This window comes from Thioalkalivibrio sp. ALE20 (assembly GCF_000381405.1).
Taxonomy (GTDB): Bacteria; Pseudomonadota; Gammaproteobacteria; order Ectothiorhodospirales; family Ectothiorhodospiraceae; genus Thioalkalivibrio.
The window spans coordinates 24,581-50,032 of sequence record NZ_KB906472.1 but is presented as its reverse complement, the minus strand read 5'-3'; the positions used below and the strand labels follow the sequence as shown (position 1 = coordinate 50,032).

At 68.1% G+C, this 25,452-nt stretch carries 27 protein-coding genes; 16 read left to right on the top strand and 11 right to left on the bottom strand.

Features of this window, described 5'->3' with window-relative positions; all coding sequences use genetic code 11:
• Window positions 1-7 precede the first annotated feature (7 nt).
• From atpA to F790_RS0103550, 7 genes are all read left to right on the top strand, one after another.
• Complete coding sequence (gene atpA / locus F790_RS0103580) at window positions 8-1,549, top strand: F0F1 ATP synthase subunit alpha (protein WP_019590855.1); 1,542 nt, start codon at window positions 8-10, stop codon at window positions 1,547-1,549.
• Window positions 1,550-1,561: 12 nt separating this feature from the next.
• Window positions 1,562-2,422 (top strand): F0F1 ATP synthase subunit gamma, encoded by an 861-nt coding sequence (gene atpG, locus F790_RS0103575; RefSeq protein ID WP_018868906.1) that lies wholly within the window; start codon window positions 1,562-1,564, stop codon window positions 2,420-2,422.
• A 56-nt stretch (window positions 2,423-2,478) separates the two neighbouring features.
• A complete protein-coding gene (gene atpD, locus F790_RS0103570; RefSeq protein ID WP_019022537.1) occupies window positions 2,479-3,855 on the top strand; it encodes a F0F1 ATP synthase subunit beta in 1,377 nt (458 codons plus the stop codon).
• 12 nt (window positions 3,856-3,867) lie between these two features.
• Complete coding sequence (locus tag F790_RS0103565; protein ID WP_024328652.1) at window positions 3,868-4,290, top strand: F0F1 ATP synthase subunit epsilon; 423 nt, start codon at window positions 3,868-3,870, stop codon at window positions 4,288-4,290.
• A 100-nt stretch (window positions 4,291-4,390) separates the two neighbouring features.
• A complete protein-coding gene (gene glmU / locus F790_RS0103560; protein WP_019590854.1) occupies window positions 4,391-5,800 on the top strand; it encodes a bifunctional UDP-N-acetylglucosamine diphosphorylase/glucosamine-1-phosphate N-acetyltransferase GlmU in 1,410 nt (469 codons plus the stop codon).
• Between the two features lie 3 nt (window positions 5,801-5,803).
• The gene (gene glmS / locus F790_RS0103555) at window positions 5,804-7,654 is read left to right on the top strand and encodes a glutamine--fructose-6-phosphate transaminase (isomerizing) (RefSeq protein ID WP_019590853.1); all 1,851 of its coding nucleotides are present in this window, start codon (window positions 5,804-5,806) and stop codon (window positions 7,652-7,654) included.
• A gap of 74 nt (window positions 7,655-7,728) precedes the next feature.
• A complete protein-coding gene (locus F790_RS0103550) occupies window positions 7,729-8,025 on the top strand; it encodes a hypothetical protein (RefSeq protein WP_018868911.1) in 297 nt (98 codons plus the stop codon).
• A gap of 313 nt (window positions 8,026-8,338) precedes the next feature.
• Here F790_RS0103550 and F790_RS0103545 read toward each other — a convergent pair whose 3' ends face one another.
• From F790_RS0103545 to F790_RS0103535, 3 genes are read right to left on the bottom strand one after another with little or no spacing between them, the layout of a single operon-like run.
• Entirely contained in the window at window positions 8,339-8,881 is a 543-nt protein-coding gene (locus F790_RS0103545) for a DJ-1 family glyoxalase III (RefSeq protein ID WP_019569319.1), read from the bottom strand.
• A gap of 13 nt (window positions 8,882-8,894) precedes the next feature.
• Window positions 8,895-10,157 carry a S41 family peptidase gene (locus tag F790_RS0103540; RefSeq protein WP_019569318.1) on the bottom strand — a complete coding sequence of 421 codons (1,263 nt, stop codon included), beginning with the start codon at window positions 10,155-10,157 and terminating at the stop codon, window positions 8,895-8,897.
• Window positions 10,158-10,217: 60 nt separating this feature from the next.
• Window positions 10,218-11,408, bottom strand: coding sequence for a murein hydrolase activator EnvC (locus F790_RS0103535; protein ID WP_019590852.1), 1,191 nt, complete (start codon window positions 11,406-11,408; stop codon window positions 10,218-10,220).
• Between the two features lie 105 nt (window positions 11,409-11,513).
• Here F790_RS0103535 and F790_RS0103530 point away from each other — a divergent pair, with 105 nt between their 5' ends.
• The 5 genes from F790_RS0103530 to F790_RS0103510 are packed head-to-tail and all read left to right on the top strand — an operon-like array spanning window position 11,514 to window position 14,101.
• Complete coding sequence (locus F790_RS0103530) at window positions 11,514-11,801, top strand: helix-turn-helix transcriptional regulator (protein ID WP_051073636.1); 288 nt, start codon at window positions 11,514-11,516, stop codon at window positions 11,799-11,801.
• Between the two features lie 19 nt (window positions 11,802-11,820).
• Window positions 11,821-12,249 carry a rhodanese-like domain-containing protein gene (locus F790_RS0103525; RefSeq protein ID WP_018868916.1) on the top strand — a complete coding sequence of 143 codons (429 nt, stop codon included), beginning with the start codon at window positions 11,821-11,823 and terminating at the stop codon, window positions 12,247-12,249.
• Window position 12,250: 1 nt separating this feature from the next.
• Window positions 12,251-12,541 (top strand): glutaredoxin 3, encoded by a 291-nt coding sequence (grxC, locus tag F790_RS0103520; RefSeq protein WP_019590851.1) that lies wholly within the window; start codon window positions 12,251-12,253, stop codon window positions 12,539-12,541.
• Between the two features lie 17 nt (window positions 12,542-12,558).
• Entirely contained in the window at window positions 12,559-13,095 is a 537-nt protein-coding gene (secB, locus tag F790_RS0103515) for a protein-export chaperone SecB (RefSeq protein WP_018868918.1), read from the top strand.
• A gap of 13 nt (window positions 13,096-13,108) precedes the next feature.
• Window positions 13,109-14,101: an NAD(P)H-dependent glycerol-3-phosphate dehydrogenase gene (locus F790_RS0103510; RefSeq protein ID WP_019022530.1), complete on the top strand. Its 993-nt coding sequence runs from the start codon at window positions 13,109-13,111 to the stop codon at window positions 14,099-14,101.
• Between the two features lie 9 nt (window positions 14,102-14,110).
• Here the strand turns inward: F790_RS0103510 and F790_RS0103505 are convergent, their stop codons facing one another.
• The gene (locus tag F790_RS0103505) at window positions 14,111-14,575 is read right to left on the bottom strand and encodes a tRNA (cytidine(34)-2'-O)-methyltransferase (RefSeq protein WP_018868920.1); all 465 of its coding nucleotides are present in this window, start codon (window positions 14,573-14,575) and stop codon (window positions 14,111-14,113) included.
• Here F790_RS0103505 and F790_RS0103500 point away from each other — a divergent pair.
• A complete protein-coding gene (locus F790_RS0103500) occupies window positions 14,574-15,542 on the top strand; it encodes a dihydroorotate dehydrogenase (protein WP_019590850.1) in 969 nt (322 codons plus the stop codon). The two genes, F790_RS0103505 and F790_RS0103500, sit on opposite strands and share 2 nt — an antisense overlap.
• A 27-nt stretch (window positions 15,543-15,569) precedes the next feature.
• On the opposite strand, the gene ntrC is transcribed toward F790_RS0103500, so the two are convergent.
• From ntrC to F790_RS0103470, 6 genes are all read right to left on the bottom strand, one after another.
• On the bottom strand, window positions 15,570-17,030 hold the full coding sequence (gene ntrC, locus F790_RS0103495; protein ID WP_019590849.1) for a nitrogen regulation protein NR(I): 1,461 nt from the start codon (window positions 17,028-17,030) through the stop codon (window positions 15,570-15,572).
• On the bottom strand, window positions 17,027-18,133 hold the full coding sequence (gene glnL / locus F790_RS0103490) for a nitrogen regulation protein NR(II) (protein WP_019022526.1): 1,107 nt from the start codon (window positions 18,131-18,133) through the stop codon (window positions 17,027-17,029). Before glnL ends, ntrC begins: the two co-directional genes overlap by 4 nt.
• 155 nt (window positions 18,134-18,288) lie before the next feature.
• A complete protein-coding gene (locus F790_RS0103485) occupies window positions 18,289-18,666 on the bottom strand; it encodes a DUF4124 domain-containing protein (RefSeq protein WP_026332865.1) in 378 nt (125 codons plus the stop codon).
• A complete protein-coding gene (locus tag F790_RS0103480) occupies window positions 18,645-19,433 on the bottom strand; it encodes a hypothetical protein (RefSeq protein WP_019590847.1) in 789 nt (262 codons plus the stop codon). Before F790_RS0103480 ends, F790_RS0103485 begins: the two co-directional genes overlap by 22 nt.
• Window positions 19,427-19,822, bottom strand: a complete 396-nt coding sequence (locus F790_RS0103475; protein WP_019022523.1) for a DUF2782 domain-containing protein — start codon at window positions 19,820-19,822, stop codon at window positions 19,427-19,429. The genes F790_RS0103480 and F790_RS0103475 overlap by 7 nt, the downstream gene beginning before the upstream one ends.
• Window positions 19,822-20,547, bottom strand: a complete 726-nt coding sequence (locus tag F790_RS0103470) for a TIGR00730 family Rossman fold protein (RefSeq protein WP_018868927.1) — start codon at window positions 20,545-20,547, stop codon at window positions 19,822-19,824. The genes F790_RS0103475 and F790_RS0103470 overlap by 1 nt, the downstream gene beginning before the upstream one ends.
• 138 nt (window positions 20,548-20,685) lie before the next feature.
• Here F790_RS0103470 and polA point away from each other — a divergent pair, with 138 nt between their 5' ends.
• From polA to F790_RS0103455, 3 genes are read left to right on the top strand one after another with little or no spacing between them, the layout of a single operon-like run.
• Window positions 20,686-23,397: a DNA polymerase I gene (gene polA / locus F790_RS0103465; protein ID WP_019590846.1), complete on the top strand. Its 2,712-nt coding sequence runs from the start codon at window positions 20,686-20,688 to the stop codon at window positions 23,395-23,397.
• Window positions 23,398-23,424: 27 nt separating this feature from the next.
• Window positions 23,425-23,931 (top strand): hypothetical protein, encoded by a 507-nt coding sequence (locus tag F790_RS0103460; protein ID WP_019022521.1) that lies wholly within the window; start codon window positions 23,425-23,427, stop codon window positions 23,929-23,931.
• 30 nt (window positions 23,932-23,961) lie between these two features.
• On the top strand, window positions 23,962-24,597 hold the full coding sequence (locus F790_RS0103455) for an SCO family protein (protein ID WP_018868930.1): 636 nt from the start codon (window positions 23,962-23,964) through the stop codon (window positions 24,595-24,597).
• A gap of 212 nt (window positions 24,598-24,809) precedes the next feature.
• Here the strand turns inward: F790_RS0103455 and yihA are convergent, their stop codons facing one another.
• Window positions 24,810-25,451, bottom strand: a complete 642-nt coding sequence (gene yihA, locus F790_RS0103450; protein ID WP_018868931.1) for a ribosome biogenesis GTP-binding protein YihA/YsxC — start codon at window positions 25,449-25,451, stop codon at window positions 24,810-24,812.
• Window position 25,452: the final 1 nt, after the last annotated feature.

Here is a 25,452-nt window from a genome sequence, read left to right as displayed (position 1 = left end):
AATTATCATGCAACTGAATCCCTCCGAGATCAGTGATCTGATCAAACAGCGCATCGACAAGTTCGATGCGGGCTCCGAGGCCTCGAACGAGGGCACCGTGGTCAGCCTGCAGGACGGCATCGCCCGCGTTCACGGCCTGGGCGACGTCATGCAGGGCGAAATGCTCGCCTTCCCCGGCGAAACCTACGGCATGGCGCTCAACCTCGAGCGCGACTCCGTGGGTGTGGTGATCCTCGGTGATTACAACCACCTGCGCGAAGGCGACACCGTCAAGTGCACCGGCCGCATCCTCGAGGTCCCGGTGGGCGACGAGCTGCTCGGCCGCGTGGTCGATTCGCTCGGGCAGCCGCTGGACGGCAAGGGCGCGATCGAGACCGGTCAGACCAGCCCGATCGAGCGCATGGCACCCGGCGTCATCGAACGTCAGGGCGTGGACCAGCCGCTGCAGAGCGGCATCAAGGCCATCGACGCCATGGTCCCCGTCGGCCGCGGTCAGCGCGAGCTGATCATCGGCGACCGCCAGACCGGCAAGACCGCCGTGGCCGTGGATGCGATCATCAACCAGAAGGATTCCGGCGTGAAGTGCATCTACGTCGCCGTTGGCCAGAAGGCCTCCTCGGTGGCGTCGGTGGTGCACAAGCTGGAACAGGCCGGCGCGATGGAGAACACCATCGTTGTCGCGGCCAACGCGTCCGAATCCGCCGCGATGCAGTTCATCGCCCCCTATGCCGGCTGCGCGATGGGCGAATACTTCCGTGACAAGGGCGAAGATGCCCTGATCGTCTACGATGACCTCACCAAGCAGGCCTGGGCGTATCGTCAGGTGTCCCTGCTGCTGCGTCGTCCGCCGGGCCGCGAAGCCTATCCGGGTGACGTGTTCTACCTGCATTCGCGTCTGCTGGAGCGTGCCTCCCGCGTCAACGAGGAATACGTCGAGCGTGCGACCAATGGCGAGGTCAAGGGTCAGACGGGCTCGCTGACCGCCCTGCCCATCATCGAGACCCAGGCCGGCGACGTGTCCGCGTTCGTGCCGACCAACGTGATCTCGATCACCGACGGTCAGATCTTCCTCGAGACCGACCTGTTCAACTCGGGTATCCGCCCGGCGATCAATGCCGGCCTTTCGGTTTCCCGTGTCGGTGGCTCGGCCCAGACCAAGATCATCAAGAAGCTGGGCGGCAGCGTGCGTCTCGACCTCGCCCAGTACCGCGAACTGGCCGCGTTTTCGCAGTTCGCCTCCGATCTGGACGAAACCACGCGCAAGCAGCTGGATCGCGGGAAGCGCGTTACCGAGCTGATGAAGCAGGGCCAGTACCAGCCGATGTCCATCGGCGAGATGGCGTTCTCGCTGTACGCGGCCAATCAGGGCTACCTCGACGACGTCGAGGAAGACAAGGTCGTGGATTTCGAACGCGAACTCCAGGCCTGGCTGCGCTCGAACCAGAAGGCGCTGCTCGACGAGATCAACAGCACCGGCGACTACAACGACTCCATCCAGGAACGCATGACCGCCGCCCTGGACGAGTTCAAGTCCAAGAACACCTGGTAACGGGAGCGCGCAATGGCGGGCACGAAGGAGATCCGGACGCAGATCAAGAGTATCCAGAATACTCAGAAGATCACCAAGGCCATGGAAATGGTGGCCGCGTCCAAGATGCGCAAGGCCCAGGACCGCATGCAGGAGTCCCGGCCGTACGCCGAAAAGATCCGCGACGTGATTGGTCACGTCGCGATGGCGAACGCCCAGTACCGTCACCCGTTCATGGTGGAGCGCGACGTCAAGCGCGTCGCCATGATCGTGGTGTCCACCGACCGCGGGCTGTGTGGCGGCCTGAACACCAACCTGTTCAAGCAGGCGGTCGCGGAAATGCGGCGCTACCGCGACGAAGGGGTCGAGGTGGATCTCTGCGTGTTCGGCAACAAGGCACTGCAGTTCTTCCGGCGGCTGGGGGGCAACATCGTGGCGCAGGCCACGGATCTCGGTGACCGCCCGCACCTCTCCGATCTCATCGGAACCGCGAAGGTGCTGCTGGACGATTTCCGCGAGGAAAAGATCGATCGCGTCGTTCTGGTTGAGAACAAGTTCGTCAATACCATGACGCAGAAGCCGCAGGTCACGCAGCTGCTGCCGACCGCGCCAAGCGCGGACGAAGAACTGGAATACCACTGGGACTACATCTACGAGCCGGAGCCCTACGAGGTTCTGGATACCCTCGTCGAGCGCTACGTGGAATCCCTGATCTATCAGGCCGTGGTCGAGAACGTGGCCTGCGAGATGGCCGCGCGGATGGTGGCGATGAAGGCGGCATCCGACAACGCCGGCACGATGATCAAGGACCTCCAGCTGGTCTACAACAAGGCACGCCAGGCCGCGATCACGCAGGAGATTTCCGAGATCGTCAGCGGCGCCGCGGCGGTCTAGCGACCGCCTCCGGCAGGCCCGACGCGGCAAGAATTACGACTTAGAGGATTGAACGCATGAGCTCTGGAAAGATTGTCGAAATCATCGGCGCCGTCGTGGACGTGGAGTTCCCCCACGGCGAGGTGCCCAGGGTCTACGACGCCCTGACGCTGGAAAACGGCCTGACCCTCGAGGTCCAGCAGCAGCTGGGCGACGGGATCGTCCGGACCATCGCCATGGGCAGCACCGACGGCCTCAAGCGCCAGACCGCCGTGAGCAACACCGGGGGCCCGATCTCCGTGCCGGTGGGCCAGGGCACCCTGGGCCGCGTGATGGACGTGCTGGGCCGCCCGGTGGACGAGGCCGGCGACGTGGAAACCGAAGAAAAATGGTCGATCCATCGCAAGGCCCCGAGTTTTGACGAACAGGCGGGCTCCACCGACCTGCTGGAAACCGGGATCAAGGTCATCGACCTGCTCTGCCCCTTCGCCAAGGGCGGCAAGGTGGGCCTGTTCGGCGGCGCCGGCGTGGGCAAGACCGTCAACATGATGGAGCTCATCCGCAACATCGCCATCGAGCACAGCGGCTACTCGGTGTTTGCCGGCGTCGGGGAGCGTACTCGTGAAGGGAACGACTTCTATCACGAGATGAACGACTCCAACGTGCTCGACAAGGTGGCGCTGGTCTACGGCCAGATGAACGAGCCGCCGGGCAACCGTCTGCGCGTGGCGCTGACCGGTCTGACGATGGCGGAGTACTTCCGCGACGAAGGCCGTGACGTGCTGATGTTCATCGACAACATCTACCGTTACACCCTGGCCGGCACCGAGGTATCGGCGCTGCTGGGCCGCATGCCCTCCGCGGTGGGTTACCAGCCCACGCTGGCGGAAGAAATGGGTGTGCTGCAGGAGCGCATCACCTCCACCAAGAAGGGCTCGATCACCTCGATCCAGGCGGTCTACGTCCCGGCGGACGACCTTACCGACCCGTCCCCGGCCACGACGTTTGCGCACCTTGACGCGACCGTCGTGCTGTCGCGCCAGATCGCGGAGCTGGGCATCTACCCGGCAGTGGATCCGCTGGATTCGACCTCGCGTCAGCTGGATCCGCAGATCATCGGCCAGCAGCACTACGATACCGCGCGTGCGGTGCAGGGTACGTTGCAGCGCTACAAGGAGCTGAAGGACATCATCGCGATCCTCGGCATGGACGAGCTGTCGGAAGACGACAAGCTGGTCGTGGCCCGGGCGCGCAAGATCCAGCGCTTCCTGTCGCAGCCGTTCTTCGTTGCGGAAGTGTTCACCGGCGCCCCCGGCAAGTACGTGTCGCTCAAGGACACCATTCGTGCCTTCCAGGCCATCGTGGACGGTGAGTACGATCACCTGCCCGAGCAGGCGTTCTACATGGTGGGTACCATCGAGGAAGCCGTCGAGAAGGCCGACAAACTCGGCTAAGGAGCACCTGTCATGCCAATGACAATGCATGTGGACGTGGTCAGTGCCGAGGAGTCGATCTACTCCGGCACGGCCGAGATGATCGCGGCCCCGGCCGAGGAAGGCGAGGTCGGCGTGTATGCCGGTCACCTGCAGATGCTGGTTCGTCTGAATCCGGGCGAACTGCGCATACAGGAGAAGGAAGGGGCGGAGCCCCAGCCGGTGTTCGTCTCCGGGGGCGTGATGGAGGTGCAGCCGCGCCACGTCACGGTGCTCGCGGATACCGCGGTCCGCGCGAAGGACCTGGACGAGGCCGAGGCGCTCGAGGCCAAGAAGCGGGCGGAGGAAGCCCTGGCCGACAAGCAGGCCGACTTCGATTATGCCAAGGCGCAGGCCGAGCTTGCGGAAGCCGCGGCCCGGCTGCAGATGATCGAAAAGCTGCGTCGCCGCCGCTGAACCGGCGGCAGACACGGCAGGGAAGGATCACAAGGCCGCCTCTCTCGGGCGGCCTTGTTGTTTGTGGTCCCGGCCGGGATCTCGGTATGGAAGGGTGATTGTGGAACGACTGCATCTGATCATACTCGCCGCCGGCAAGGGCACGCGGATGCGCTCGGCCCTGCCCAAGGTGCTGCAGCCGCTGGGCGGCCGACCCATGCTGGCGCACGTGCTCGAGCGCGCGGACCGGCTGGAGGCCAGCGCCGTCCATGTCGTGGTCAGCCACGGCCGGGAGGCGGTGCAGGCGGCCTTCGCGCAGCGAGAGGACCTGCGCTGGGTGGACCAGGGCCATCCCGGGGGCACCGGACACGCGGTGGCCCGCGCCCTGGAGGGGATCCCCGACGGTGCGCGGGTTCTGGTGCTGTATGGCGACGTGCCCCGGATCCCGTTGGCAGACCTGGAAGGCTGTGCGCGTACGCGGGAGACGCTCACGGTGCTTGGTACCCGGGTGGCCGATCCCCGTGGCTACGGGCGCCTGATCGAAGACGCGCGGGGCAATCTGGAGCGGATCGTGGAGGACAAGGAGACGGACGCTGCGGAGGCCGCCGTGAACCGCATCAATACCGGGGTCCTGGCGGGCGATGCGGTGGCGCTGAGACGCTGGCTGGGTGCGTGCGAGCCCCCGGCCGATGCCGAGCGCGAGTGGTACCTGACGGATGTGGTCGCGGTGGCCCGGGGCGAGGGCCAGTCGGTGGCCCTGATCGACAGCCAGGACCCCGACGCGGTCCTGGGCGTGAACGACCGGGCGCAGCTTGCGGTACAGGAACGCCTGCTCCAGCGGGAGATCGCCGATGAATCCATGCGTGAGGGTCTGGCACTGGCAGACCCGGCCCGGTTCGATTGCCGCGGTACGCTGGAGTTCGGCCGCGACTGCCGGCTGGACGTGAATGTCGTGGTGGAGGGAACGGTGATCCTCGGCGATGATGTAGAAATCGGTGCCGGGTGCGTGCTGCGTGACTGTCGTATCGCTTCCGGCGCGCGGCTGCAGCCGTATACGGTGGTCGAGGGCGCCCGGCTCGGCGAGCGGGCCGAGGCCGGCCCGTTCGCGCGCCTGCGTCCGGGGGCCGATCTTGGCGAGGGCGCCCGGGTCGGCAATTTCGTCGAGGTGAAAAACGCGCGCCTGGAGTCCGGTGCCAAGGCCAACCATCTTGCCTACGTCGGCGATGCGCGGGTCGGTGCCGGAGCCAACCTGGGGGCGGGCACCATCACCTGTAATTACGACGGGGCCAACAAGCATCACACCGAGATTGGCGCGGACGCGTTTATCGGCTCCAACACCGCGCTGGTCGCGCCGATTTCCATCGGTGCGGGCGCGACCGTGGGCGCGGGCTCGACCATCAGCCGCGACGTGCCGGACGGCGCGCTGGCCCTGACGCGGGCGCCGGCACGGACCGTGGAAGGCTGGCAGCGTCCGGCGAAGAGACCGAAATCGGGCGAAGCCGGCACCGAGGCAACGGAAGACGGGGACTGAACCATGTGCGGACTGGTTACCGGCATTGCCGAGCGCAACATCGTTCCGCTCCTGATCGAGGGCCTGCACCGCCTGGAGTACCGGGGCTATGACTCCGCCGGGGTCGCGGTCGCCCGCCCGGCCGGCATTGACGTCGTTCGCACCGAGGGCAAGGTCGCCGCGCTGGAGGAGCGGGTCGCGCAGGCCGGGCTCCAGGGCCATGCCGGTCTCGCCCACACCCGCTGGGCCACCCACGGGCGGCCCTCCGAGGCGAATGCGCATCCGCACCTGTCGCGCGACCGGCGCGTCGCCATTGCGCACAACGGCATCATCGAAAACCATGCGGCCCTGCGGGACGCCCTGGCGGCCGATGGCTGGAACTGTGCATCCGACACCGACAGCGAGGTCATCGCCCACCTGATCGAACAGGCGCTGGCTGCCGGGGAAGAACCGGTAGCGGCCGTGCGCGGCGTCTGCGCCCGACTCCAGGGGGCGTGGGCGCTGGCCGTCACCGTGGCCGATGCACCGGACCGGGTCATCGTCGCCCGTCACGGGTCGCCCCTGCTGATCGGTCTGGGGATCGGCGAGAACTTTGCGGCGTCCGACATGCAGGCACTGCTGCCGGTCACCCAGCGGTTCATCGATCTGGAAGAAGGCGACATCGCGGTCCTGCGACGCGATCGCGTCGAGATCGAGGATGCGCGTGGCAACACGGTCACCCGTGAGGCGCGCGAGACCCGCTGCGAGGTGACCATCGCCGATCGCGGCGACTACCGCCATTTCATGCTCAAGGAGATCCACGAGCAGCCGCGCGCGCTGGCCGAAACCCTGGCCGGACGGTTCGGTCATGACGGCGTGCTGCCGAATCTGCTCGGCCCGGACACCGACCGTCTGTTGTGCGACGTCACCTCGGTGCAGATCGTCGCCTGCGGCACCAGCTATCACGCGGGCATGGTGGCGCGGTACTGGATCGAGGATTATCTCGGCATGCCGGCACAGGTCGAGGTGGCGAGCGAGTACCGCTATCGCCGGCATGTGGTCGCTCCCGGGACCCTCCTGCTGGTGCTGTCGCAGTCCGGGGAAACCGCTGACACCCTGGCGGTGCTGCGCCAGGCGCGCGAAGAGCCCTTCGCCGCGCGGCTGGCCATCTGCAACGTACCCGAGAGCACCATGGCCCGGCTCGCGGATCTGGTATTGATGACCCAGGCCGGCCCCGAGATCGGCGTTGCCTCCACCAAGGCCTTCACCACCCAGCTCGCCGCGCTGGCCGTCCTGGTGCTCCTGCTCGGTGATACGGCGCGCACCGCGCGGCTCGGGGCCGCCGACCGCCAGGACGGTATCCGGGCGCTCCAGTCCCTGCCGGCAATGGCCGACGCCGCACTGCAGCTGGACGGGCGCCTCGCGCAGGTGGCGGAGCATCTGGTGGAGCGCCACCACGCGCTGTTCCTGGGGCGGGGGGTGCATTACCCGATTGCGCTGGAGGGCGCCCTGAAGCTGAAGGAGATCTCCTACATCCATGCGGAGGCCTACCCGTCGGGTGAGCTCAAGCACGGGCCCCTGGCGCTGGTGGACGCCGAAATGCCGGTCATTGCGGTGGCACCGGATGACGCCCAGCTGGAGAAACTCGCGAGCAACCTGCAGGAGGTACGGGCCCGCGGCGGCGAGCTGATCGTGATCGGCGAGGAGGCGGCGGCACGCGCCCTGGGCCCGGATGACACCTGGGTCGGCATGCCCCACGACGGCCCGTTGAACTCGTGGATCGCTCCGGTTCTCTTCGCGATCCCGTTGCAGCTGCTCGCGTATCACACCGCCGTGCTCAAGGGGACCGACGTGGACCAGCCGCGCAATCTGGCCAAATCCGTGACCGTGGAATAGTCCGCATGGCTTGTATTGCCACGCCGGCTTCGCTAGATTCCCCGGCGTCCTGAAAACCGTGACCGGAGTACCCCATGGATCAGCAACAGATCAATCAGCGCTGCGTCGAACTGTTCAACTCGCCGCGGGTGCAGACCAAGATGTGGAATCCACGCATGTTCTGGGAGGTGGGGCGCCACCTGAACGTCACCTCCGACCAGCTGACCGATCCGAAGGTAGACGTCGCCGAACTGGAAGTGATGCTCTCGGCCGCGGCCTACGAGCCGTCGCAGTGCGCGGACGAGGTCAACCAGCGCGAAAGCGGCCGTGCGGACTTTATCCGCCGCGCCGTGCAGTCCGGCCAGCGCCCGTTCCTGCGCCGCGCCGACTGACGCGATTTCGTGTTCGGCCTCCGCGTAGGAGGCGAGTCCCCGCGCCGTTCCGGCGCAGGCGATTGGCCGAACGCAAAATCGGCCGGAGGGCCGGCCTCCTGCCGGGGCCAGGGTTCGACCTCCTCCCTGTAGGAGGCGAGCCCCCTCGCCGACCCGGCGCAGGCGATTGGCCGGACGCAAACTCGGCCGGAGGGCCGGCCTCCTGCCGGGGCCAGGGTTCGACCTGCCCGTAGGAGGCGAGCCCCCTCGCCGATTCGGCCACCGATTCGGCCCTCTCGCCGATCCGATATCCCGTCCGTTCCGGCGGCCCGCCTCAGGCCCGCAGGAGCGGACCCTCAACCGCCTCACGGGCCTCGCGGCCCGCCAGTTCCTCGATGACCGCCAGGGTGAAATCCATCGCCACGCCGGGCCCGCGCCCGGTGATCACGTTACCGTCGATTTCCACGGCCGCACCGCTCGACTCCACTCCGGTGCCGTCGAGGGCGCCGGTAAAGCAGGTCGCCCGGCGATCCTGCAGCAACCCGGCCTGCGCCAGCACCTTGGGGGCCGCACAGATGGCCGCCAGATGCCGGCCGGCTTCCGCCTGTTTCTGCAGCCGTGCGATCAGCCGCGGGTCATCGCGCAGGTGATTCGCGCCCGGCAGTCCCCCGGGAATGGCAATCAGATCGAAATCTCCGCCGACGGCCGTTTCGAGCTCACTGTCCGGCTGGATCACCGTAGCGCGCGAGCAGGTGACCGGCCCGGCCTCCTGACCGGCCACCGTGACCTCGAAGCCGGCCCGCCGGAACAGGTCGATCATGGTCACGGCCTCCAGCTCTTCCGAGCCGGAGGCCAGAGGTACGAGCACTCGCGTCATCGAGCTCCTCCCGCTAGCGTCCGTTGTAGAAGTTCAGGCCCTTGAGGAGATTGAGGGCCTCGTTCAGGCCAAAGTCGCGCTCGGCCAGGCTTTCTTCTTCCTCGTCATCGACATCGTCCGGCAGGTCGGGCCGCGCGGGCGAGTCGTCTTCCGAGCGCGACACCCGCAGGGTCTCGTCCAGCGCGATGTCCGGGGTGATCCCTTCGTCCTGGATGGACCGGCCGTCCGGGGTGAAGTAGCGTGCGGTGGTCAGCTTGATCCCGGTCTGCTCCGACAGCGGCAGGATGGTCTGCACCGATCCCTTGCCGAAGCTGTTCTGCCCCATGATGATCGCGCGACCGTGGTCCTGCAGGGCACCCGCGACGATCTCCGAAGCCGACGCCGAGCCGCGGTTGACCAGTACCACCATCGGCACGCCATCGAGGACGTCTCCCGGCGAGGCGTCATATTCGATCTGCGCCTCGTCCAGCCGGCCCTCGGTGTAGACGATCCGTCCTCCGTCCAGGAAGGCGTCGGATACGCCCACGGCGCCGTTGAGGATCCCGCCCGGGTTGTTGCGCAGGTCCAGGACCAGGCCCTTCAGGCCGTTGGCCTCCTTGAGCTCCTCGATCGCGCTGACCAGATCCCGCGCCGTGCGTGTCTGGAAGTTGCTGACGCGTACGTAGCCGTAGCCGTCTTCCAGCATCTCGGAGCGGACCGATTCCACCTGGATGATGTCGCGCGTGATGGTGATCTCCAGCGGCTGATCCTCGCCGTCGCGCACCACCGTCAGGGTGATGTCGGAACCCTGTTCGCCGCGCATCCGGCTGACGGCATCCGACAGGGTCATGCCGCGCACCGAGTCACCGTCCAGACGCACGATGAGGTCACCCGCCTGGATGCCCGCACGATCCGCCGGCGTGTCGTCGATCGGAGCGATGACCTTCACGAAGCCGTCTTCCATCCCGACCTCGATCCCGAGGCCGCCGAACTCGCCCGAGGTTCCCGCTTCCATGTCACGGAAGTCGTCCTCGTCGAGGTAGGAAGAGTGCTCGTCGAGCCCCGTCAGCATGCCCTGAATGGCGTTGTCCAGCAGCTCGCTGTCGTCGACTTCCTCGACGTAATTGCGCTTGATGCGCATGTAGACGTCGGTGAAGCGCTGCAGGTCCTCGACCGGCAGTGCCGACAGACCGGCGGCATCGTCGCGCCCGGCGTACACGCCCACGGACACGCTCAGCATGATGCCCAGAACGAGGCCGGTGAGCAGGCCGTAGCCGGAATGGAAAAGCTTGTTCATCAGAGTATCCCTTGTCCGAGGTCTTTCTGCGGTTATGCTCCGAATTCTAGCATTCCGCCCTTACTGTGACGGCCACCATGCCTGCGGGTTCAATGTCTGCCCCTCCCGCCGTACTTCGAAGTACAGTCCCGGCGCGATGGCGGGACTGCCTTCCCCGGCGCGTCCCACCGGCTCGCCTGCATCGGCCGATTCCCCCGGCCCGGCGAGGATGTCTTCGAGGTTGCCGTACAGCGTCAGATAACCGTCCCCGTGATCTAGGATCACCAGGAACCCGTAGCCCTGCATCCAGTCCGCATAGACCACACGACCCTGATGCACTGCCCGCACCGGCGCGCCCGAGGGCGCCTCCAGCACCACGCCGTTCCACTGGCTGCGCAGGCTGCCGCGGCGTTCGCTGCCGAAATCGCGGATGACCGGTGCATCCACCGGTCGCGGCAACTCCCCTTCCAGATCCGCGAACGGGACGTCCGGATTGACCGCGCGGGACCGAGGGGGCGCCTCCTCGCCCGTTTGCTCTTCGGCGGTGGTGGCATGGCGTTGCTCTTCGATCTCCGTGATCACGCGATCCAGGGTCTCGGCGTTGCGTTCGAGGCGTTCCAGCTCGAGTGCCTCGTCTTCCATGGCCGCCTCGAGTTCCTCCAGTGCCGCCCGGCGGGCTGCCTCCTGACGCTCCAGTTCGGCCATCGCTTCGCGGGTCTCGGTCTCGCGGCGAGCCAGCCGTTCGCGTTCCTCGGTCAGCCCGGCACGGGCCGCCTGCAGCTCCTCGATCCGTTGGTGCAGGCCTGCCAGGGTCCGTTCCCGCGCCTGCTGAATGGCGGCCGCATAAACGGGGTGGTGCCGCTGTCCGCCTTCCGTCGGCCGGTCACCCTGCCCATGGCGCGCCTGCAGCCACTGGTCATGCACCAGTCGCGCCGCGTCGTGTCGCTGCTCGTGCAGCCGTTCCTCGCGCCGGGCCACGCGAGCCTCGTGCTCGGCAATCACCTCCTCCTGGGCCTCACGGCGGCGTTCCAGCTCATCCAGTCGTTCGCGTTGTTCGCCCGCGCCCCGGGCGGACGCGGCGATCCGGTCTTCCAGATTGGCGACTGCCTCGCGGCGTTCCTCCAGCGAACGTTCGACGTCCCGGATGGCCTCCAGGGTCTTTTCCAGCTCCGCCTCGGGTTCCAGCGCCGTGGCCGGCACGGCAACCAGCAGCCCCGCCAGCAGCAGGCCAACCCATGAAAGCGACAGGGACAAGATTGCGTGAATCCGCATATCGGGGTACGTTTGCGTTCTAATATTCTCACCCAGTGGCAGGGGTCTTGCCCCTCCGAACGAGAGGCTGCCGTGAGCGACGAACCGTGCATCGAAGACGAACTGATGTCGCAGGACGAGGATATCGAGAGGGCCTCGCGCTCGCTCAAGGCCATGTCCCATCCGCTGCGACTCAAGATCCTGTGCATTCTGGGCGACCGGGAGGTCAGCGTACAGGAAATCGTGGATCAGGTCGGGACCTCGCAGAGCAATATTTCCCAGCACCTCGGAATCCTGCGTGACAAGGGCATCCTGGCCACGCGCAAGGACGCCAATCGGGTCTATTACCGCGTGGGGGACTCCCGCACCCTGCGCCTGATCGGTATGATGCAGGACGTCTTCTGCCGTTCCTGAATCCCGACCGGTCTCCCGCATGCTTGAACGACTGCCCGAATTCCTTGCCAACAACCCGATTCTGACAGGCGCCCTGATCGCGGTGCTTGCCCTGATCATCTACGCCGAGTTCCGGCGCCTGACGCGCAAGTACCGCGAGCTGGCGCCCACCGAAGCGGTGCGCGTAATGAACCAGGATGATGCCCTGGTGCTGGATGTGCGCGAGCACAACGAGGTCTCCGGCGGCCGCATCGGTGGCGCGAAGCATATCCCCCTCGGCGAACTGAAAAAGCGCATGCAGGACATCGAGGCGTGGAAGTCCAGCCCCGTGGTGGTCTATTGCCGTAGCGGTAACCGGTCCTCCATGGCTGCGAATCAGCTGACGGCGGCCGGCTTCGAGGACGTGGTCAATCTTTCCGGTGGCATCCAGGCATGGGAAAATGCGGGCATGCCGCTGAAGAAGAAGTGACATGCGCTTGGAGGTCTACTCTACCGGGCACTGCCCGTTCTGCATCCTCGCCCGCCGCCTGCTGAACCAGCGCGACCTCGGCTTCGACGAATACCGCATCGACCGGGACTCCGGGCTGCGCCACGAGATGGAACAGCGGGCGGACGGACGCACCAGCGTCCCGCAGATCTTCCTGGGGGACACCCATATCGGCGGCTACGATGAACTCCAGGCCATGGAACGGTCCGGCGAGCTGGACCGCCTGATCGAGGCCTGCGGGGGCGTGGACGCCGGCGATTCCACGAACACCTGAAAGGATCCGAACGCACCATGGCTGAAGAAAACCAGACCGACGCGGCCGCACAGGGCGGCCAGGGCTCCGATGGCCCCGAATTCTCCATGCAGAAGGTCTTCATCAAGGACCTGTCCTTCGAGGCCCCCGGCGCCCCGGAGATCTTCCTCAAGGAATGGAAGGGCGAGACCGGCATCCAGCTCAACACCCAGGCGCGCCCGGTGGGCGAGCAGGAAGGGGTCTACGAGGTCGAGCTGGGCCTGACGGTCACCACCGAATCCAACGGCGAGACCGGCTACCTGGTCGAGATCAAGCAGGCCGGGGTGTTCATCGTGCGCGGTTTCTCCGAGGAGCAACGCAATCAGCTGCTGGGTGCCTACTGCCCCAATGCGCTGTTCCCCTTCGCCCGCGAGACGGTTGCCGACCTGGTCCTGAAGGGCGGATTCCCGCAGCTGCTGCTGCAGCCGGTCAACTTCGACGCGCTGTATGCCAAGCACCTGAAGGAACAGCAGGAAGGTTCGGGTCAGGGCCAGGGAGGCAACGGCGCCGCCGTCACGGCCAGCGAAAACCCCTGAGCCGGCCCGGCGCATGCGCATCGCGGTACTGGGGGCCGGTTCCTGGGGGACCGCCCTGGCGGTGCATGCCGCACGCCTGCACGACGACGTGCGGCTGTGGGGGCGTTCGGCCGAGACCGCCGAGCGCCTCCAGCGCGAACGCGAGAATCCCCGCTATCTCCCGGGCCTGACCTTCCCGCGCAACCTGCGGGTGACCGCCGCGTCGGAGGTCGTCGACGGCGTCGACCTGGTGCTGGTGGTCGTGCCTTCGGGCGCCTTCCGCGAGACCCTGCGCTGGCTGCGGCCCCGGCTGGAACCGGGGCAGGTCGTGGCCTGGGCCACCAAGGGGCTGGAAACCGGGACCGGTGCCTGGCTGCACGAGGTGGCCGAGGCGGAACTCGGCCCCGGACAGCCGGCGGCCCTGATCTCCGGGCCTTCGTTCGCCGCCGAGGTCGCGCGCGGTCAGCCCACTGCCCTCACCGCCGCCTCGGCCGACCCGGAGCGCCGGCGACGTCTGGCGGATGCCTTCCACGGCGGTTCCATGCGCATCTACGGCAACCCCGACGTGATCGGCGTGGAGCTGGGCGGGGCGTTCAAGAACGTCCTCGCGGTGGCCTCCGGTATCGCCGACGGGGCCGGGTTCGGCGCCAACGCCCGCGCCGCGCTGCTGACCCGCGGGCTGGCCGAGTTACAGCGCCTGGGCGAGGCCCTGGGGGCGCGGCCGCAGACCCTGACCGGGCTGTCCGGCCTCGGCGATCTGCTGCTCACCTGCACCGACGACCAGTCGCGCAACCGCCGCGTCGGTCTTTTGCTGGGCCAGGGTTACGACCTGGCGACCGCGCGTGAGCGGGTGGGCCAGTCGGTGGAAGGGGTCGAGACCGCGCGCGTGGCAGTGGAACGCGCGCATGCCGCCGGCGTGGAGATGCCGATCTGCGAGGAGGTGCACGCGGTGCTCTACCGTGGCCGGCGGGTGCACGACGCGGTGCGGCGCCTGCTGGAGCGCGACCCGGTCGCCGAGAATATCTGACCCATCGGCTCATTCGCCGCCGGCGAAGTCCAGCTGGCGCCAGGCCTCGTAGATCACCGCCGCGACCGAATTGCCGAGATTGAGGCTGCGGCTGCCGGGCTGCATCGGCAGCCGCAGGCGCCGCTCCTCCGGGATCGCGTCCAGTTCCTGCTGCGGCAGGCCGCGGCTCTCGGGGCCGAACAGGAAGGCATCGCCCGCGGCGAACGCCGGGGTATCGAAGCGGCTGCTCCCGCGCGTGGTGATCGCGAACACCCGCCGCGGGGCCACGGATTCCCGCCAGGCGGCCAGGCTGTCATACTCGCGGACCCGGGCCCATTCCCGGTAATCCAGCCCCGCGCGGCGCAGCCGGCTCTCGTCCAGGCTGAAGCCCAGCGGGTGGATCAGATGCAGGGCCGCCCCGGTGTTGGCGGCCAGACGAATGACGTTCCCGGTGTTCGGCGGGATCTCGGGCTGATACAGGACGATGTGAAACATGAGCGAAGCGCGCGACGATTCGCGGCTCTCCCTGGAATTCTGCGGGCTGCATTTCAACACGCCTCTGGTGCTGCTGTCCGGCTGTGTCGGCTTCGGCGAGGAATATACCCGGGTGGCCGGCTTTTCCAACCGGGATGCCGGTGCGGTGTGCCTCAAGGGCACTACCGGGGCCGCCCGGCCCGGCAACCCCCCGCACCGGGTGTACGAGACCCCGGAGGGCATGCTCAACGCCATCGGCCTGCAGAATCCCGGGGTCGAACAGGTGGTCGGCGGGATCCTGCCGGGGCTGGATTACGACGAGACGTGCTTCATCGCCAACGTCTCCGGCTCCACCATTGAGGAATACATCGCGGTCGCGCGGGCCTTCGACGATTCCCCGGTGGACGCGATCGAGATCAACATCTCCTGCCCCAACGTGAAGGAAGGCGGGGTCGCCTTCGGCAATGACCCGGACATGTCCGCGCGGGTGGTCGAGGCCTGCCGTTCGGTCACGCAGAAGCCCCTGATTACCAAGCTCTCGCCCAACCAGACCGACATCGCCGAGAACGCCCGGCGCTGCATCGAGGCGGGCACCGACGGCTTTGCCGTGATCAACACCCTGATGGGCATGGCGGTGGACGCCGAGAGCGGCCGCGCGGTGATCGGCAACAACCAGGGCGGACTTTCGGGCCCGGCGATCAAGCCGGTGGCGCTGCTGAAGGTCCACCAGGTCCATCAGGTAGCGAAGGCCCACGGCATCCCGATCATCGGCCAGGGCGGGGTCACCCGTGCCGAGGATGCCCTGGAGTTCCTGCTGGCGGGGGCTGCTACCGTGGGCGTGGGTACCGGTCTGTTCTACGATCCCCTCTGCCTGCCGAAGATCCTCGCGGGCATCAACGACTACATGGACCGCCACGGGATCGGCCACGTGAGCGAGCTGACCGGACGGCTGCAGCTGAACGAGGGCTTCTCCGGCTGCGGCGCCTGACGTGCCGGCAGCACTCGCGCCTGCCGGTTACGGCCGTTCCTCGTTCATTCCCAGTTCCTGGATCTTGCGCGTCAGCGTGTTGCGGCCCCAGCCCAGCAGGGCCGCGGCCTGCTGGCGGTGTCCGCCCGAGGCCCGCAGCGCCTCCCGGATCAGCGTGCGTTCCATCGCCGGCTGCAGGCTCCCCAGCACGTCCCGGTCACCGCGTTCCCAGTGCTCGCGGGCCACGCGCGCCAGTTCATCGGTCCACTCCCGGGGTTCGATCGGCACGGCCTGTGCCGGTCCCGGTCCCGGTTGCGGCGTGCCCGTGGACCGGGGCGTGTCATCGCGGCGCAGTTCCGCCGGAAGGTCCTCCAGGTGCACTTCGCGTCCGGAGGCCATCACCGTAAGCCAGCGGCAGGTGTTTTCCAGCTGGCGCACATTGCCCGGCCATGGCAGGCGCTGCATCTCCGCGACCACCTCGGGGCGCATCACCTTGGGCTCCACGCCCAGTTCGGTGGCCACCTCGCTCATGAAATGATTCACCAGCAGCGGGATGTCTTCCGGCCGCTCGCGCAGCGACGGCACATGAATGCGGATCACGTTGAGGCGGTGGAACAGGTCCTCGCGGAACTGACCCGCGCGCACTCGCTCTTCCAGATCCTGGTGGGTCGCGGCGATGATGCGCACGTCGGTATGGATGGGGGTATGCCCGCCCACCCGGTAGAAGGTGCCGTCGGCCAGCACCCGCAGCAGGCGGGTCTGCAGGTCGAACGGCATGTCGCCGATCTCGTCGAGGAACAGGGTGCCCCCGTCGGCCTGCTCGAAGCGCCCCTTGCGCGTCTGGCTGGCGCCGGTAAAGGCCCCGCGTTCATGCCCGAACAGCTCGCTCTCCAGCAGGTCCTTGGGGATGGCCGCGGTGTTCAGGGCGATCAGCGGCTGACCCGCCCGCGGGCTGTGCTGATGCAGCGCGCGCGCGACCAGCTCCTTGCCGGTGCCCGATTCGCCGTTGATCAGCACCGTGATGTTGGAGCGTGACAGGCGGCCGATGGCGCGGAACATCTCCTGCATCGCCGGCGCCTCGCCGATGATGGGGGTTTCCTCGGCGCTGCCCTCGTCGGGCGTTGCGGCCGCCAGGCTGTCACGGCGGGCCTCCAGGGCACGCTGCACCAGGGCCACCGCCTCGTCCACGTCGAACGGCTTGGGCAGGTATTCGAACGCTCCGGTCTGGTAGGCGCCCACCGCGCTCTCCAGATCGGAGAATGCGGTCATGATGATCACCGGTGGCGCGTCACCCCGGCTCTGCATGCGCGCCAGGAAATCGAGCCCGTTGAGCCCCGGCATGCGAATGTCGGCGACGATGGTGTCCGGGGTGTCTTCCGTCTCCAGGGCCGCCCATGCCGCGTCGGCGGACTCGAACCCGCGCACCGCGATATCGGATCGGCTCAGGGCGCGTTCCAGCACCCAGCGGATGGAATCGTCGTCGTCGATGATCCAGACCGTCGGATTCATGCGTCGGGGCTCTCGCTGGCGGGCGGTCCGGCCACGGGCAGGAGGATGTCGAAGCGCGTGGAGCCGGGCCGTGAATGGCATTCGATCAGGCCGTCATGCAGCTGGACCAGGCTCTGCGCGATCGGCAGGCCGAGGCCGGTGCCGCTGTCGCGGCCGGTGACCATGGGGAAGAAGATCCGCTCGCGGACCTCCTCGGGGATTCCCGGCCCGTTGTCGCGCACGCTCAGGCGCGCGACCAGCCGGTGGCGTTTGCCGGAAACGGTGTACTGGCGAAGGATGCGCGAGCTGAGCACGATCTCGCCCTCGTCGCCCAGCGCCTGCAGGGCGTTCTGCACCAGGTTGAGGAGCGCCTGCACCAGCATGTCGCGATCCGCTTCGATCTCCGGGATCGAAGGGTCGTAGTCGCCGCGGATCTTCACGCCCAGCGGCAGCTGGACGCTGATCAGGCCGCGCACGTGCTCGAGGACCTCGTGCAGGTTAAGAGGGGCGCGCTGCGGCATGTTGTTGGGGCCGAGCATGCGGTCCACCAGCGAGCGCAGGCGGTCGGCCTCATGGATGATGATGCGCGTGTATTCGCGCAGGTCGGGATCGTCCAGTTCTCCGGCCAGCAGCTGCGCGGCGCCGCGCAGCCCGCCGAGCGGGTTCTTGATCTCGTGCGCCAGCCCGCGCGTGACCGCGCGCGAGATGGCCTGCTGCTTCTGCAGCTGTTCCTCGCGCGAGATGCGCTCGTGCCGGTCGATCGCGCTGAGTTCGAACAGCAGCCGTCCGGGTTCGTCACCCTCGCCGTGCAGCGGCGTGATCACCACGTCGGCCAGGAAGCTTTCCGCGCGCAGCGGTTCCAGGCGCCGCGCACGCAGGGTGATCGGCTGGTCCCGGGTCAGGGCGTTGCGCAGACGGGTGGTCAGGTTGCGGTCCAGATGCAGCCACTGGCCGAGCGGGTGACCGAGGATGCGCTCGCGGCTGAGGCCCAGCAGGACCTCGGCCGCGCCGTTCATCGCCTGCAGCCGCAGATCCCCGTCGGTGACCATCACGGCCGTGGACAGGTCGTCCCACCACGGGGGGGTGGGCAGCGAGGCGGGCGAAGGGGGCGTATGCGGGCTCATCACCCGGTTTCAAGCATGAAGTGCGCCAGAATGGCCACGAGGGCGTCGCAGCGCTTCGTCCGGGGGCGTTGTGCGGTGGCGCTCTGATGAGGTGCAGTCATTGCCCTATTGTAGGGCATTCTGTGCATCAAAGTGGTGCGATGCCCGTGGCTGGCTCAGAAATCCACCAGTTCCACGGGCACCGGGACGTCCTCGATCGAAGTTTCGTCTTCATCGTCGCTCTCTTCGTCCGCGGCCGCGTCTTCCTCCGGGGCGTCGTCCGTCGGGTCTTCTCCCGGCCGCCGTATCGGGCGTTCGAGGATCTCGCGGGCATTCTCCAGGGGGACGGCGCCCATCGGCTCCTGAACTTCGATGCGTTCGCTGCGCCCGTCGCCGGGTGCCTCGTCGGAGAAATGCACCACACCGTCTTCATCCACCCAGCGGTGGACCTCGGTGGAGGCCAGAACGCCGACGCCCGGCGCCCCGGCGATGGCCAGGGCCACAAGCCCCGCGAGGGAGGCCCGCGGGGTCATCAGGCGGCGGGCCTTACCCATACCGACTGCACCCGGGTGCCGGCGTCCTGCAGGCCGGCCAGGCGCGGATCGGGGCCCGCGGGCGCGTGGCCGGCCTCGATGCATTCCAGCCAGTCATCCAGCGCGGCCATGCGCAGGAGCGTCGGGGCGGCGCCGCGTTCGATCGCGCTCAGCGGGCGCTCGCGGTGATAGCCATCCAGCAGGGCGCGGTAGCGTTCGCGATCGAGCTCGCCCGTCTCGCTGACGGCCACCGCCAGCGCGATGCGCGCCAGCTGCCAGAACGCCGGCACGGGGGCCGGCGGGACCGTCAGATCCGCCAGTCCGGTGTGCTCGCCGTGCCGGCGGACCGAGCGCCAGAAGCTGCCGGCCACCGGCAGGTCCTCGAACCGGTACAGCCCCTGATGATGCAGCTCGCGGTTCAGTTGTTCGCGCGCCTGTTCGTCCAGGGTGGCGCTCAGGTCTTCGGTGCGTTCGCGCAGCTGCTGCTGCAGTACCCCGCGGCGCCAGACGCCGTCCTGCGGCAGGGCCTCCGCCGGATGCCAGGCCTGCCAGCGGGCCGCGAGGCGGCCCAGCGCCTCCGGCGTGCCGGGACCGCTGGCGATCGCCCCGGGCTCCGCAGCGTTGCCGCGCTCCAGGACCCAGCGCGCGCGATCCCCGTCGAGCTGCGGGGCATCGCCGGCGGCGGGCAGCCCCACGGGCGCGCCGGCCGCCCGGGCGGCGGCAAAGGCTGCTTCCAGCGCCGCGGCACCCGCGACCGGCAGTTCCACGGTCGACTGCGTGCTTACCATTCCAGGATCCTCCAGCGGGGCGGGGTGAAACCGGGGGCCAGGTCGTCGCGGCGTTCAAGATCGCCTTCCCCGGTGACGTCCACCAGATAATAGGTCGGGCCGGCGGCCGGGGTGACCTCGACGATCACCAGATCACCGTCCACGCGATATTCGCGTCGCCGCTCGCCATCGCGCTCCATGATGATGACGTCCGCCTCTTCCAGTTCCTGCAGCTGGCGGGCGCGCTCGTCCAGCACCGGCGGCGGCGCGGGCTCGTCGCCGGCGGCCTCGTCGGGCATGTCGGGCGGTGGCGGGGCGTCTTCGAAGTCCTGCGCCGCCAGCGGCCCGGCGGCGAGAACAAGGCCCAGCAGGGCAGCGGCCAGCGCCGTGGCGCGGGTGCTCGTCATCATCAGAGCTCCATCAGTCGTTGTTTCTCTTCCGCCGAGGGCTCGAAGCTGCGGGCCTCGTAGTACTCGAAGATCACGTCCACGACCTCCTCGGGGGTGTCCACCACCGAGTATAGATTGAGGTCCTCGGCATCGATGGTCCCATGGGTGACCAGCGCGTCCTCGAACCACTGCAGCAGGCCTTCCCAGAACTTGCTGCCCACCAGCACCACCGGGATGCGGCGGGTCTTGCCGGTCTGCACCAGGGTCAGGATCTCGGCCAGCTCGTCCAGTGTGCCGAAGCCGCCCGGCAGCACCACGTAGGCGGAGGCGTACTTGACGAACATCACCTTGCGCGAGAAGAAGTGCCGGAACCCCAGGCCAATGTCCTGGTAGGGGTTGGCGTGCTGTTCGTGCGGCAGCTGGATGTTGAGCCCGATGCTGGGGGAATGGCCGGCGAACGCGCCCTTGTTGGCGGCCTCCATGATGCCCGGCCCGCCGCCGCTGACCACCGCGAAGCCCGCGTCCGACAGCTGGCGCGAGATCTGTTCCGCAAGCAGGTAGTCCGGGTGATCGGACGGGATGCGCGCCGAGCCGAACACGCTGACCGAGGGCTTGATGTGCGCCAGGCGCTCGAAGCCCTCCACGAACTCCGCCATGATCTGGAAGATCTTCCAGCTCTCGCGGGTCAGCGAGGAATCGTCGATGGGCCGCAGCCCGGGGTGTTCGGCTCGATCGTGATCGTTCATGGGGGGCGCGTTCTTTGCACTCTGGGGCGCCTAGACTAACCGTGGCCCGACGGCCGCACAAATCGCGCCGGCGCTGCTCGGGCCGGGGCCCGCAGCCTGCTAGAATGCTTCCCTCGCAAGCCCAGCCGGATCCGCATGATGTCGCAAGCCCCGCTCGTCCTGGTCGACGGTTCCTCCTACCTGTTCCGGGCCTACCACGCCCTGCCCCCGCTGACCGCCCCCGACGGCCACCCCACCGGGGCGCTCTACGGCGTGGCCAACATGCTGCGCAAGCTGCGCGCGGACTATGCCCCCGAGCGCATGGGGGTGGTGTTCGACGCGAAGGGGCCCACCTTCCGCGACGAGATCTACCCCGAATACAAGGCCACCCGGCCGCCGATGCCGGAGGAGCTGGCGGCGCAGATCGAGCCGCTGCACGAGCTGGTGCAGCTGATGGGCTTCCCGCTGCTGTGCGTGGAAGGGGTGGAGGCGGATGACGTGATCGCCACCCTGGCCGATCGCGCCGCGGCTGCCGGGCAGGATGTGGTGATCTCCACCGGGGACAAGGACCTGGCCCAGCTGGTGGACGGCCACGTGACCCTGGTCAACACCATGAGCGGGACGGTGCTGGATCCCGCCGGCGTGCGCGAAAAGTTCGGCGTGGAGCCGGAGCAGATCGTCGACTACCTCGCGCTGATGGGCGACAGCGTGGACAACATCCCGGGGGTCGAGAAGGTCGGGCCCAAGACTGCAGCCAAATGGATCGCGAAGTACGGCGACCTCGACACCATCCTCGAGCGGGCCGACGAGATCGGCGGCAAGATCGGCGAGAATCTGCGCGCCGCGGCCGATCGCCTGCCGACCTCGCGCGAGCTGATCACCGTGCGCCGGGATGTCGATCTCCCGCTGGGCCCCGACGACCTCGAGCTGCGCGAGCCCGATTCGCAGCAGCTGCTGGAGCGGGTGCGCCACCACGGGTTCTCCCGCTGGCGGGCGGAGCTGGAAGGCGGCGACGCCGGGGGCGATGCCTCCGGTGGCGGCGGGAATGCCGATCCGGGGCAGGCGGCCGAATACCACACCGTGCGGGACGAGGCGGCATTCACGGAGTTGCTGGAACGCCTGCAGGGCGCCGCGCGGGTCGCGTTTGACACCGAGACCAGCAGCCTGGAGGCAATGCGGGCCGAGCTGATCGGTATGTCCTTCGCGTTCGAGGCGGGTACCGCGTACTACCTGCCGCTGGCCCACAGCGGTCCGGATGCCGATCCGCAGCTCCCGCGCGAGGCGACCCTGGAGCGCCTGCGGCCGTGGCTGGAATCGGCCGAACACGGCAAGCTCGGCCACAACCTCAAGTACGACCGCAACGTGCTGGGCAACCATGGCATCGTGCTGCGCGGCATTGTCGATGACACCATGCTGCAGTCGTTCTGCCTCGACGCCGGCGCCAACCGGCACGACCTGGATTCCCTGGCCGAGCGCCATCTGGATCACCGCACCACGAAATACGAAGACGTGGCCGGCAAGGGGGCGAAACAGATCCCGTTCGCCGAGGTGGACGTCGGCATCGCCACCGATTATGCCGGCGAGGACGCGGACATCTGCCTGCGTCTGGACGCCCTGTTCCGGCCGCGCCTGAACGAGGCCGAGGGCCCGGCCTTCGTCTACCGCGAGATCGAGATGCCGCTGGTGCCGGTGCTCGCGGACATCGAGCGCGCCGGCGTGAAGGTGGACCCGGACCTGCTCGGCGAGCAGAGCCAGGAGCTGCTGAGCGAGATGGAGCGCATCGAGCGCGAGGCCTTCGACGAGGCCGGTACCGAGTTCAATCTCGGCTCGCCCAAGCAGATTCAGGAGATCCTGTTCGAGCGCCTGGGCCTGCCGGTGCTGCGGCGCACGCCCAAGGGCCAGCCCTCCACCGCCGAGGACGTGCTGGAGCAGATGGCGGACGACTACGCCCTGCCGCGGCTGATCCTGGAGCACCGCGGCCTGTCCAAGCTGCGCAGTACCTATACCGAGACCCTGCCGCGGCGTATCCACCCGGAGACCGGGCGGGTGCATACCTCCTATCACCAGGCCGGCGCCGCGACCGGGCGCCTGTCGTCCTCCGAGCCCAACCTGCAGAACATTCCGGTGCGCACCGAGGCCGGCCGGCGCATCCGCCGGGCGTTCATTGCCGAGCCGGGGTACCGCCTGCTGGCGGCCGACTATTCGCAGATCGAGCTGCGGATCATGGCCCACCTGTCGCAGGACGCCGGGTTGCTGCAGGCCTTCGCCGACGGGCTGGACATCCATCGCGCTACCGCGGCCGAGGTCTTTGGCGCTGATCCGGAGGCAGTCAGCAGCGAGCAGCGCCGCGCGGCCAAGGCGATCAACTTCGGCCTGATCTACGGCATGTCGGCCTGGGGCCTGGCGCGCAACCTGGGGATCGAGCAGGCCGAGGCGCGGGGGTACATCGACCGCTATTTCCACCGCTATCCCGGCGTGCACGACTACATGGAGCGGGCGCGTGAGCGCGGGCGCGAGCAGGGCTACGTGGAAACCCTGTTCGGGCGCCGGCTCTACCTGCCCGAGATCAACAGCCGCAACGGGGCCCGCCGGCAGCAGGCCGAACGCGTGGCGATCAACGCCCCGATGCAGGGTACCGCGGCCGACATCATCAAGCGTGCGATGGTGCGCATGGCGCGGGACCTGGACGGCAACGGGCTCGATGCCCGCATGATCATGCAGGTGCATGACGAACTGGTGTTCGAGGTTGCCGACGATGCAGTGGAGGCCCTGGGCGAACGGGCCCGCGCCGCGATGGGCGGGGCGGCCGAGCTGGATGTCGAGCTGCTGGTGGACATCGGCGTCGGAGATAACTGGGATGATGCCCACTGAGGCTCCTGTCGGAGCCGGAGGCTGAGCATGGCGGATCTCGAATCACTGGCCCGCGGGTTCAACCGCGTGGCCCCGTGGCTGGTCGCGGGCCTGCTGCTGGCGGCCGGCTGGGTGGCGGCGGACCGCTACCTGGCCGGCGGGGGCGGCGGCGACGATGTCGTGGTGGTGACCCCGGAGATCTGCGATCTCAATGAAGGGGCCTGTACCGCTCAGCACCCCGAGGGAGGCGAGATGACCCTCGAGATTACCCCGCGGCCGGTCCCCATGCTGCGGGAGCTGGAGCTGCATCTGCGGCATGTCGGGCACGACGGGCGCGACCCCGAATGGATCGAGCTGGATTTTGCCGGGGTGGAGATGTACATGGGCTTCCAGCGCCCGCGCCTGGAACGCGTGGGCCCGGGTGAATACGCCGGCACCACCACCCTGCCGATCTGCACCACCGAGGCGATGACCTGGGCGGCGACCGTGCTGCCGGAAGGCGACGGCGACGCCGCGCGGGTACAGTATCGCTTCGTGACCGCCCGCGACCACTGACGTACGGGCTTCCACCGAGGATTGCGCACGATGTCCCGACTTCCCCTGACCACCCTCCTGTGGGCCCTGGCCGCCGTCGCCGCGGCCGCGCTGCTGCTGTATGTATGGCTGGTGCCCGGGCAGCCCCCCGCGGGCGAGGCCGCCACTCACGAAGACATCCCGGTGGCCGACCGGGTGACCGGCGGCCCGTTCCAGCTGCCGGTCTCCACCGAGGGGGAGGCCTTCGATCTGCGCGATCTGGAAGGACAGTATGTGTGGCTCTATTTCGGCTATACCTCCTGTCCGGATGCCTGCCCGGTCAGCCTCGGATGGATCCGGATGGCGCTGGAGCAGCTCCCCGAGTCGCTGGAGGACCGCGTCAGCGCGGTGTTCGTTAGCGTGGATCCCGAGCGTGACGACCGCGAGCACCTGGCGGAATACACCGACCATTTCCATCCCCGGATCCAGGCGGCCACCGGCCCGCACGATGCGCTGGAGCCGGTGGTGGAGCAGTACGGGGTGTTCTACGAGAAGACCGACAGCCAGTCCGCGATGGGCTACGTGATCGATCACAGCTCGTCCACCTACCTGGTGGGGCCGGAGGGCGACCTGCTGGAGATCCATTCGCACGGGACTTCGGCGGATGAACTGGTGGCGACCCTGCAGGCCCATGCGGAACGCGAGTGAGGGCCGCGGTTGCGCGCGCTTTCCCGGGTTGTGACGCATTCCCGTCCGACAGTAGAAGGACCGGGAACTTCACGGCCGGTCAAGCGTCATAAGGGGTGAGCGCCGTGGCCCGGCGTTCCCCGCTTCTCTCCCTGAGCGGGAAGACCTCGCCTCCCCCTGTCGAGGTCGCTGTTGCCCCGATCCTCCTCCCCGGGATCGGGGCACTTTTTTGTTCACGGTCTTTCTTCGGCCCCGCTGTCCCCGTCCTCTGCCGTTTCCTCCTCCAGCCATTCCGCCAGCAGCCCGCGCAGGTCGTCGACGCCCTGGTTCTTGAGCGCGGAGAAGGTCTGCAGCGAAGCCTCGATTCCGGCCTCTTCCAGACGTGCGTGGGTGGCGTGCAGCTGGCGCTCGGCTTCCTGTCGCGAGATCTTGTCGGCCTTGGTCAGTACGCAGTGCAGCCGCCGGTTCGCGCCGGTCCATTCGAGCATCTGCCAGTCCAGGTCGGTCAGCGGGCGGCGGATGTCCATGATCAGCACCAGCCCCGCCAGGCACTGGCGTCGGCGCAGATACCCGCCCAGCAGCCGGTCCCAGTGTTCGCGCTGTTTCGCGGAGACCTTCGCGTAGCCGTAGCCCGGCAGGTCGATCAGGCGCCAGTCCTCCGCCGGCGGCAGCGTAAAGATGTTGATTTCCTGGGTGCGACCCGGAGTGCGTCCCACCCGTGCGAGGGCCTTGCGCCCGCACAGACCGTTGAGGGCGCTGGACTTGCCGGCGTTGGAACGCCCGGCGAAAGCGATCTCGACCCCCTGGTCCGCGGGGAGCTGGTCGAGGCGGGAGACACCCCGGGAAAAGGCGGTTTCACGAAAACGAGGTTGCATG

Excerpts from the sequence above, each read along its gene's own strand:
- atpA (WP_019590855.1), top strand. The coding sequence starts at position 8 with ATGCAACTGAATCCCTCCGAGATCAGTGATCTGATCAAACAGCGCATC.
- atpG (WP_018868906.1), top strand. The coding sequence starts at position 1,562 with ATGGCGGGCACGAAGGAGATCCGGACGCAGATCAAGAGTATCCAGAAT.
- atpD (WP_019022537.1), top strand. The coding sequence starts at position 2,479 with ATGAGCTCTGGAAAGATTGTCGAAATCATCGGCGCCGTCGTGGACGTG.
- F790_RS0103565 (WP_024328652.1), top strand. The coding sequence starts at position 3,868 with ATGCCAATGACAATGCATGTGGACGTGGTCAGTGCCGAGGAGTCGATC.
- glmS (WP_019590853.1), top strand. The coding sequence starts at position 5,804 with ATGTGCGGACTGGTTACCGGCATTGCCGAGCGCAACATCGTTCCGCTC.
- F790_RS0103550 (WP_018868911.1), top strand. The coding sequence starts at position 7,729 with ATGGATCAGCAACAGATCAATCAGCGCTGCGTCGAACTGTTCAACTCG.
- F790_RS0103545 (WP_019569319.1), bottom strand. The coding sequence starts at position 8,881 with ATGACGCGAGTGCTCGTACCTCTGGCCTCCGGCTCGGAAGAGCTGGAG.
- F790_RS0103540 (WP_019569318.1), bottom strand. The coding sequence starts at position 10,157 with ATGAACAAGCTTTTCCATTCCGGCTACGGCCTGCTCACCGGCCTCGTT.
- F790_RS0103535 (WP_019590852.1), bottom strand. The coding sequence starts at position 11,408 with ATGCGGATTCACGCAATCTTGTCCCTGTCGCTTTCATGGGTTGGCCTG.
- F790_RS0103530 (WP_051073636.1), top strand. The coding sequence starts at position 11,514 with ATGTCGCAGGACGAGGATATCGAGAGGGCCTCGCGCTCGCTCAAGGCC.
- F790_RS0103525 (WP_018868916.1), top strand. The coding sequence starts at position 11,821 with ATGCTTGAACGACTGCCCGAATTCCTTGCCAACAACCCGATTCTGACA.
- grxC (WP_019590851.1), top strand. The coding sequence starts at position 12,251 with ATGCGCTTGGAGGTCTACTCTACCGGGCACTGCCCGTTCTGCATCCTC.
- secB (WP_018868918.1), top strand. The coding sequence starts at position 12,559 with ATGGCTGAAGAAAACCAGACCGACGCGGCCGCACAGGGCGGCCAGGGC.
- F790_RS0103510 (WP_019022530.1), top strand. The coding sequence starts at position 13,109 with ATGCGCATCGCGGTACTGGGGGCCGGTTCCTGGGGGACCGCCCTGGCG.
- F790_RS0103500 (WP_019590850.1), top strand. The coding sequence starts at position 14,574 with ATGAGCGAAGCGCGCGACGATTCGCGGCTCTCCCTGGAATTCTGCGGG.
- F790_RS0103505 (WP_018868920.1), bottom strand. The coding sequence starts at position 14,575 with ATGTTTCACATCGTCCTGTATCAGCCCGAGATCCCGCCGAACACCGGG.
- ntrC (WP_019590849.1), bottom strand. The coding sequence starts at position 17,030 with ATGAATCCGACGGTCTGGATCATCGACGACGACGATTCCATCCGCTGG.
- glnL (WP_019022526.1), bottom strand. The coding sequence starts at position 18,133 with ATGAGCCCGCATACGCCCCCTTCGCCCGCCTCGCTGCCCACCCCCCCG.
- F790_RS0103485 (WP_026332865.1), bottom strand. The coding sequence starts at position 18,666 with ATGGGTAAGGCCCGCCGCCTGATGACCCCGCGGGCCTCCCTCGCGGGG.
- F790_RS0103480 (WP_019590847.1), bottom strand. The coding sequence starts at position 19,433 with ATGGTAAGCACGCAGTCGACCGTGGAACTGCCGGTCGCGGGTGCCGCG.
- F790_RS0103475 (WP_019022523.1), bottom strand. The coding sequence starts at position 19,822 with ATGATGACGAGCACCCGCGCCACGGCGCTGGCCGCTGCCCTGCTGGGC.
- F790_RS0103470 (WP_018868927.1), bottom strand. The coding sequence starts at position 20,547 with ATGAACGATCACGATCGAGCCGAACACCCCGGGCTGCGGCCCATCGAC.
- polA (WP_019590846.1), top strand. The coding sequence starts at position 20,686 with ATGTCGCAAGCCCCGCTCGTCCTGGTCGACGGTTCCTCCTACCTGTTC.
- F790_RS0103460 (WP_019022521.1), top strand. The coding sequence starts at position 23,425 with ATGGCGGATCTCGAATCACTGGCCCGCGGGTTCAACCGCGTGGCCCCG.
- F790_RS0103455 (WP_018868930.1), top strand. The coding sequence starts at position 23,962 with ATGTCCCGACTTCCCCTGACCACCCTCCTGTGGGCCCTGGCCGCCGTC.
- yihA (WP_018868931.1), bottom strand. The coding sequence starts at position 25,451 with ATGCAACCTCGTTTTCGTGAAACCGCCTTTTCCCGGGGTGTCTCCCGC.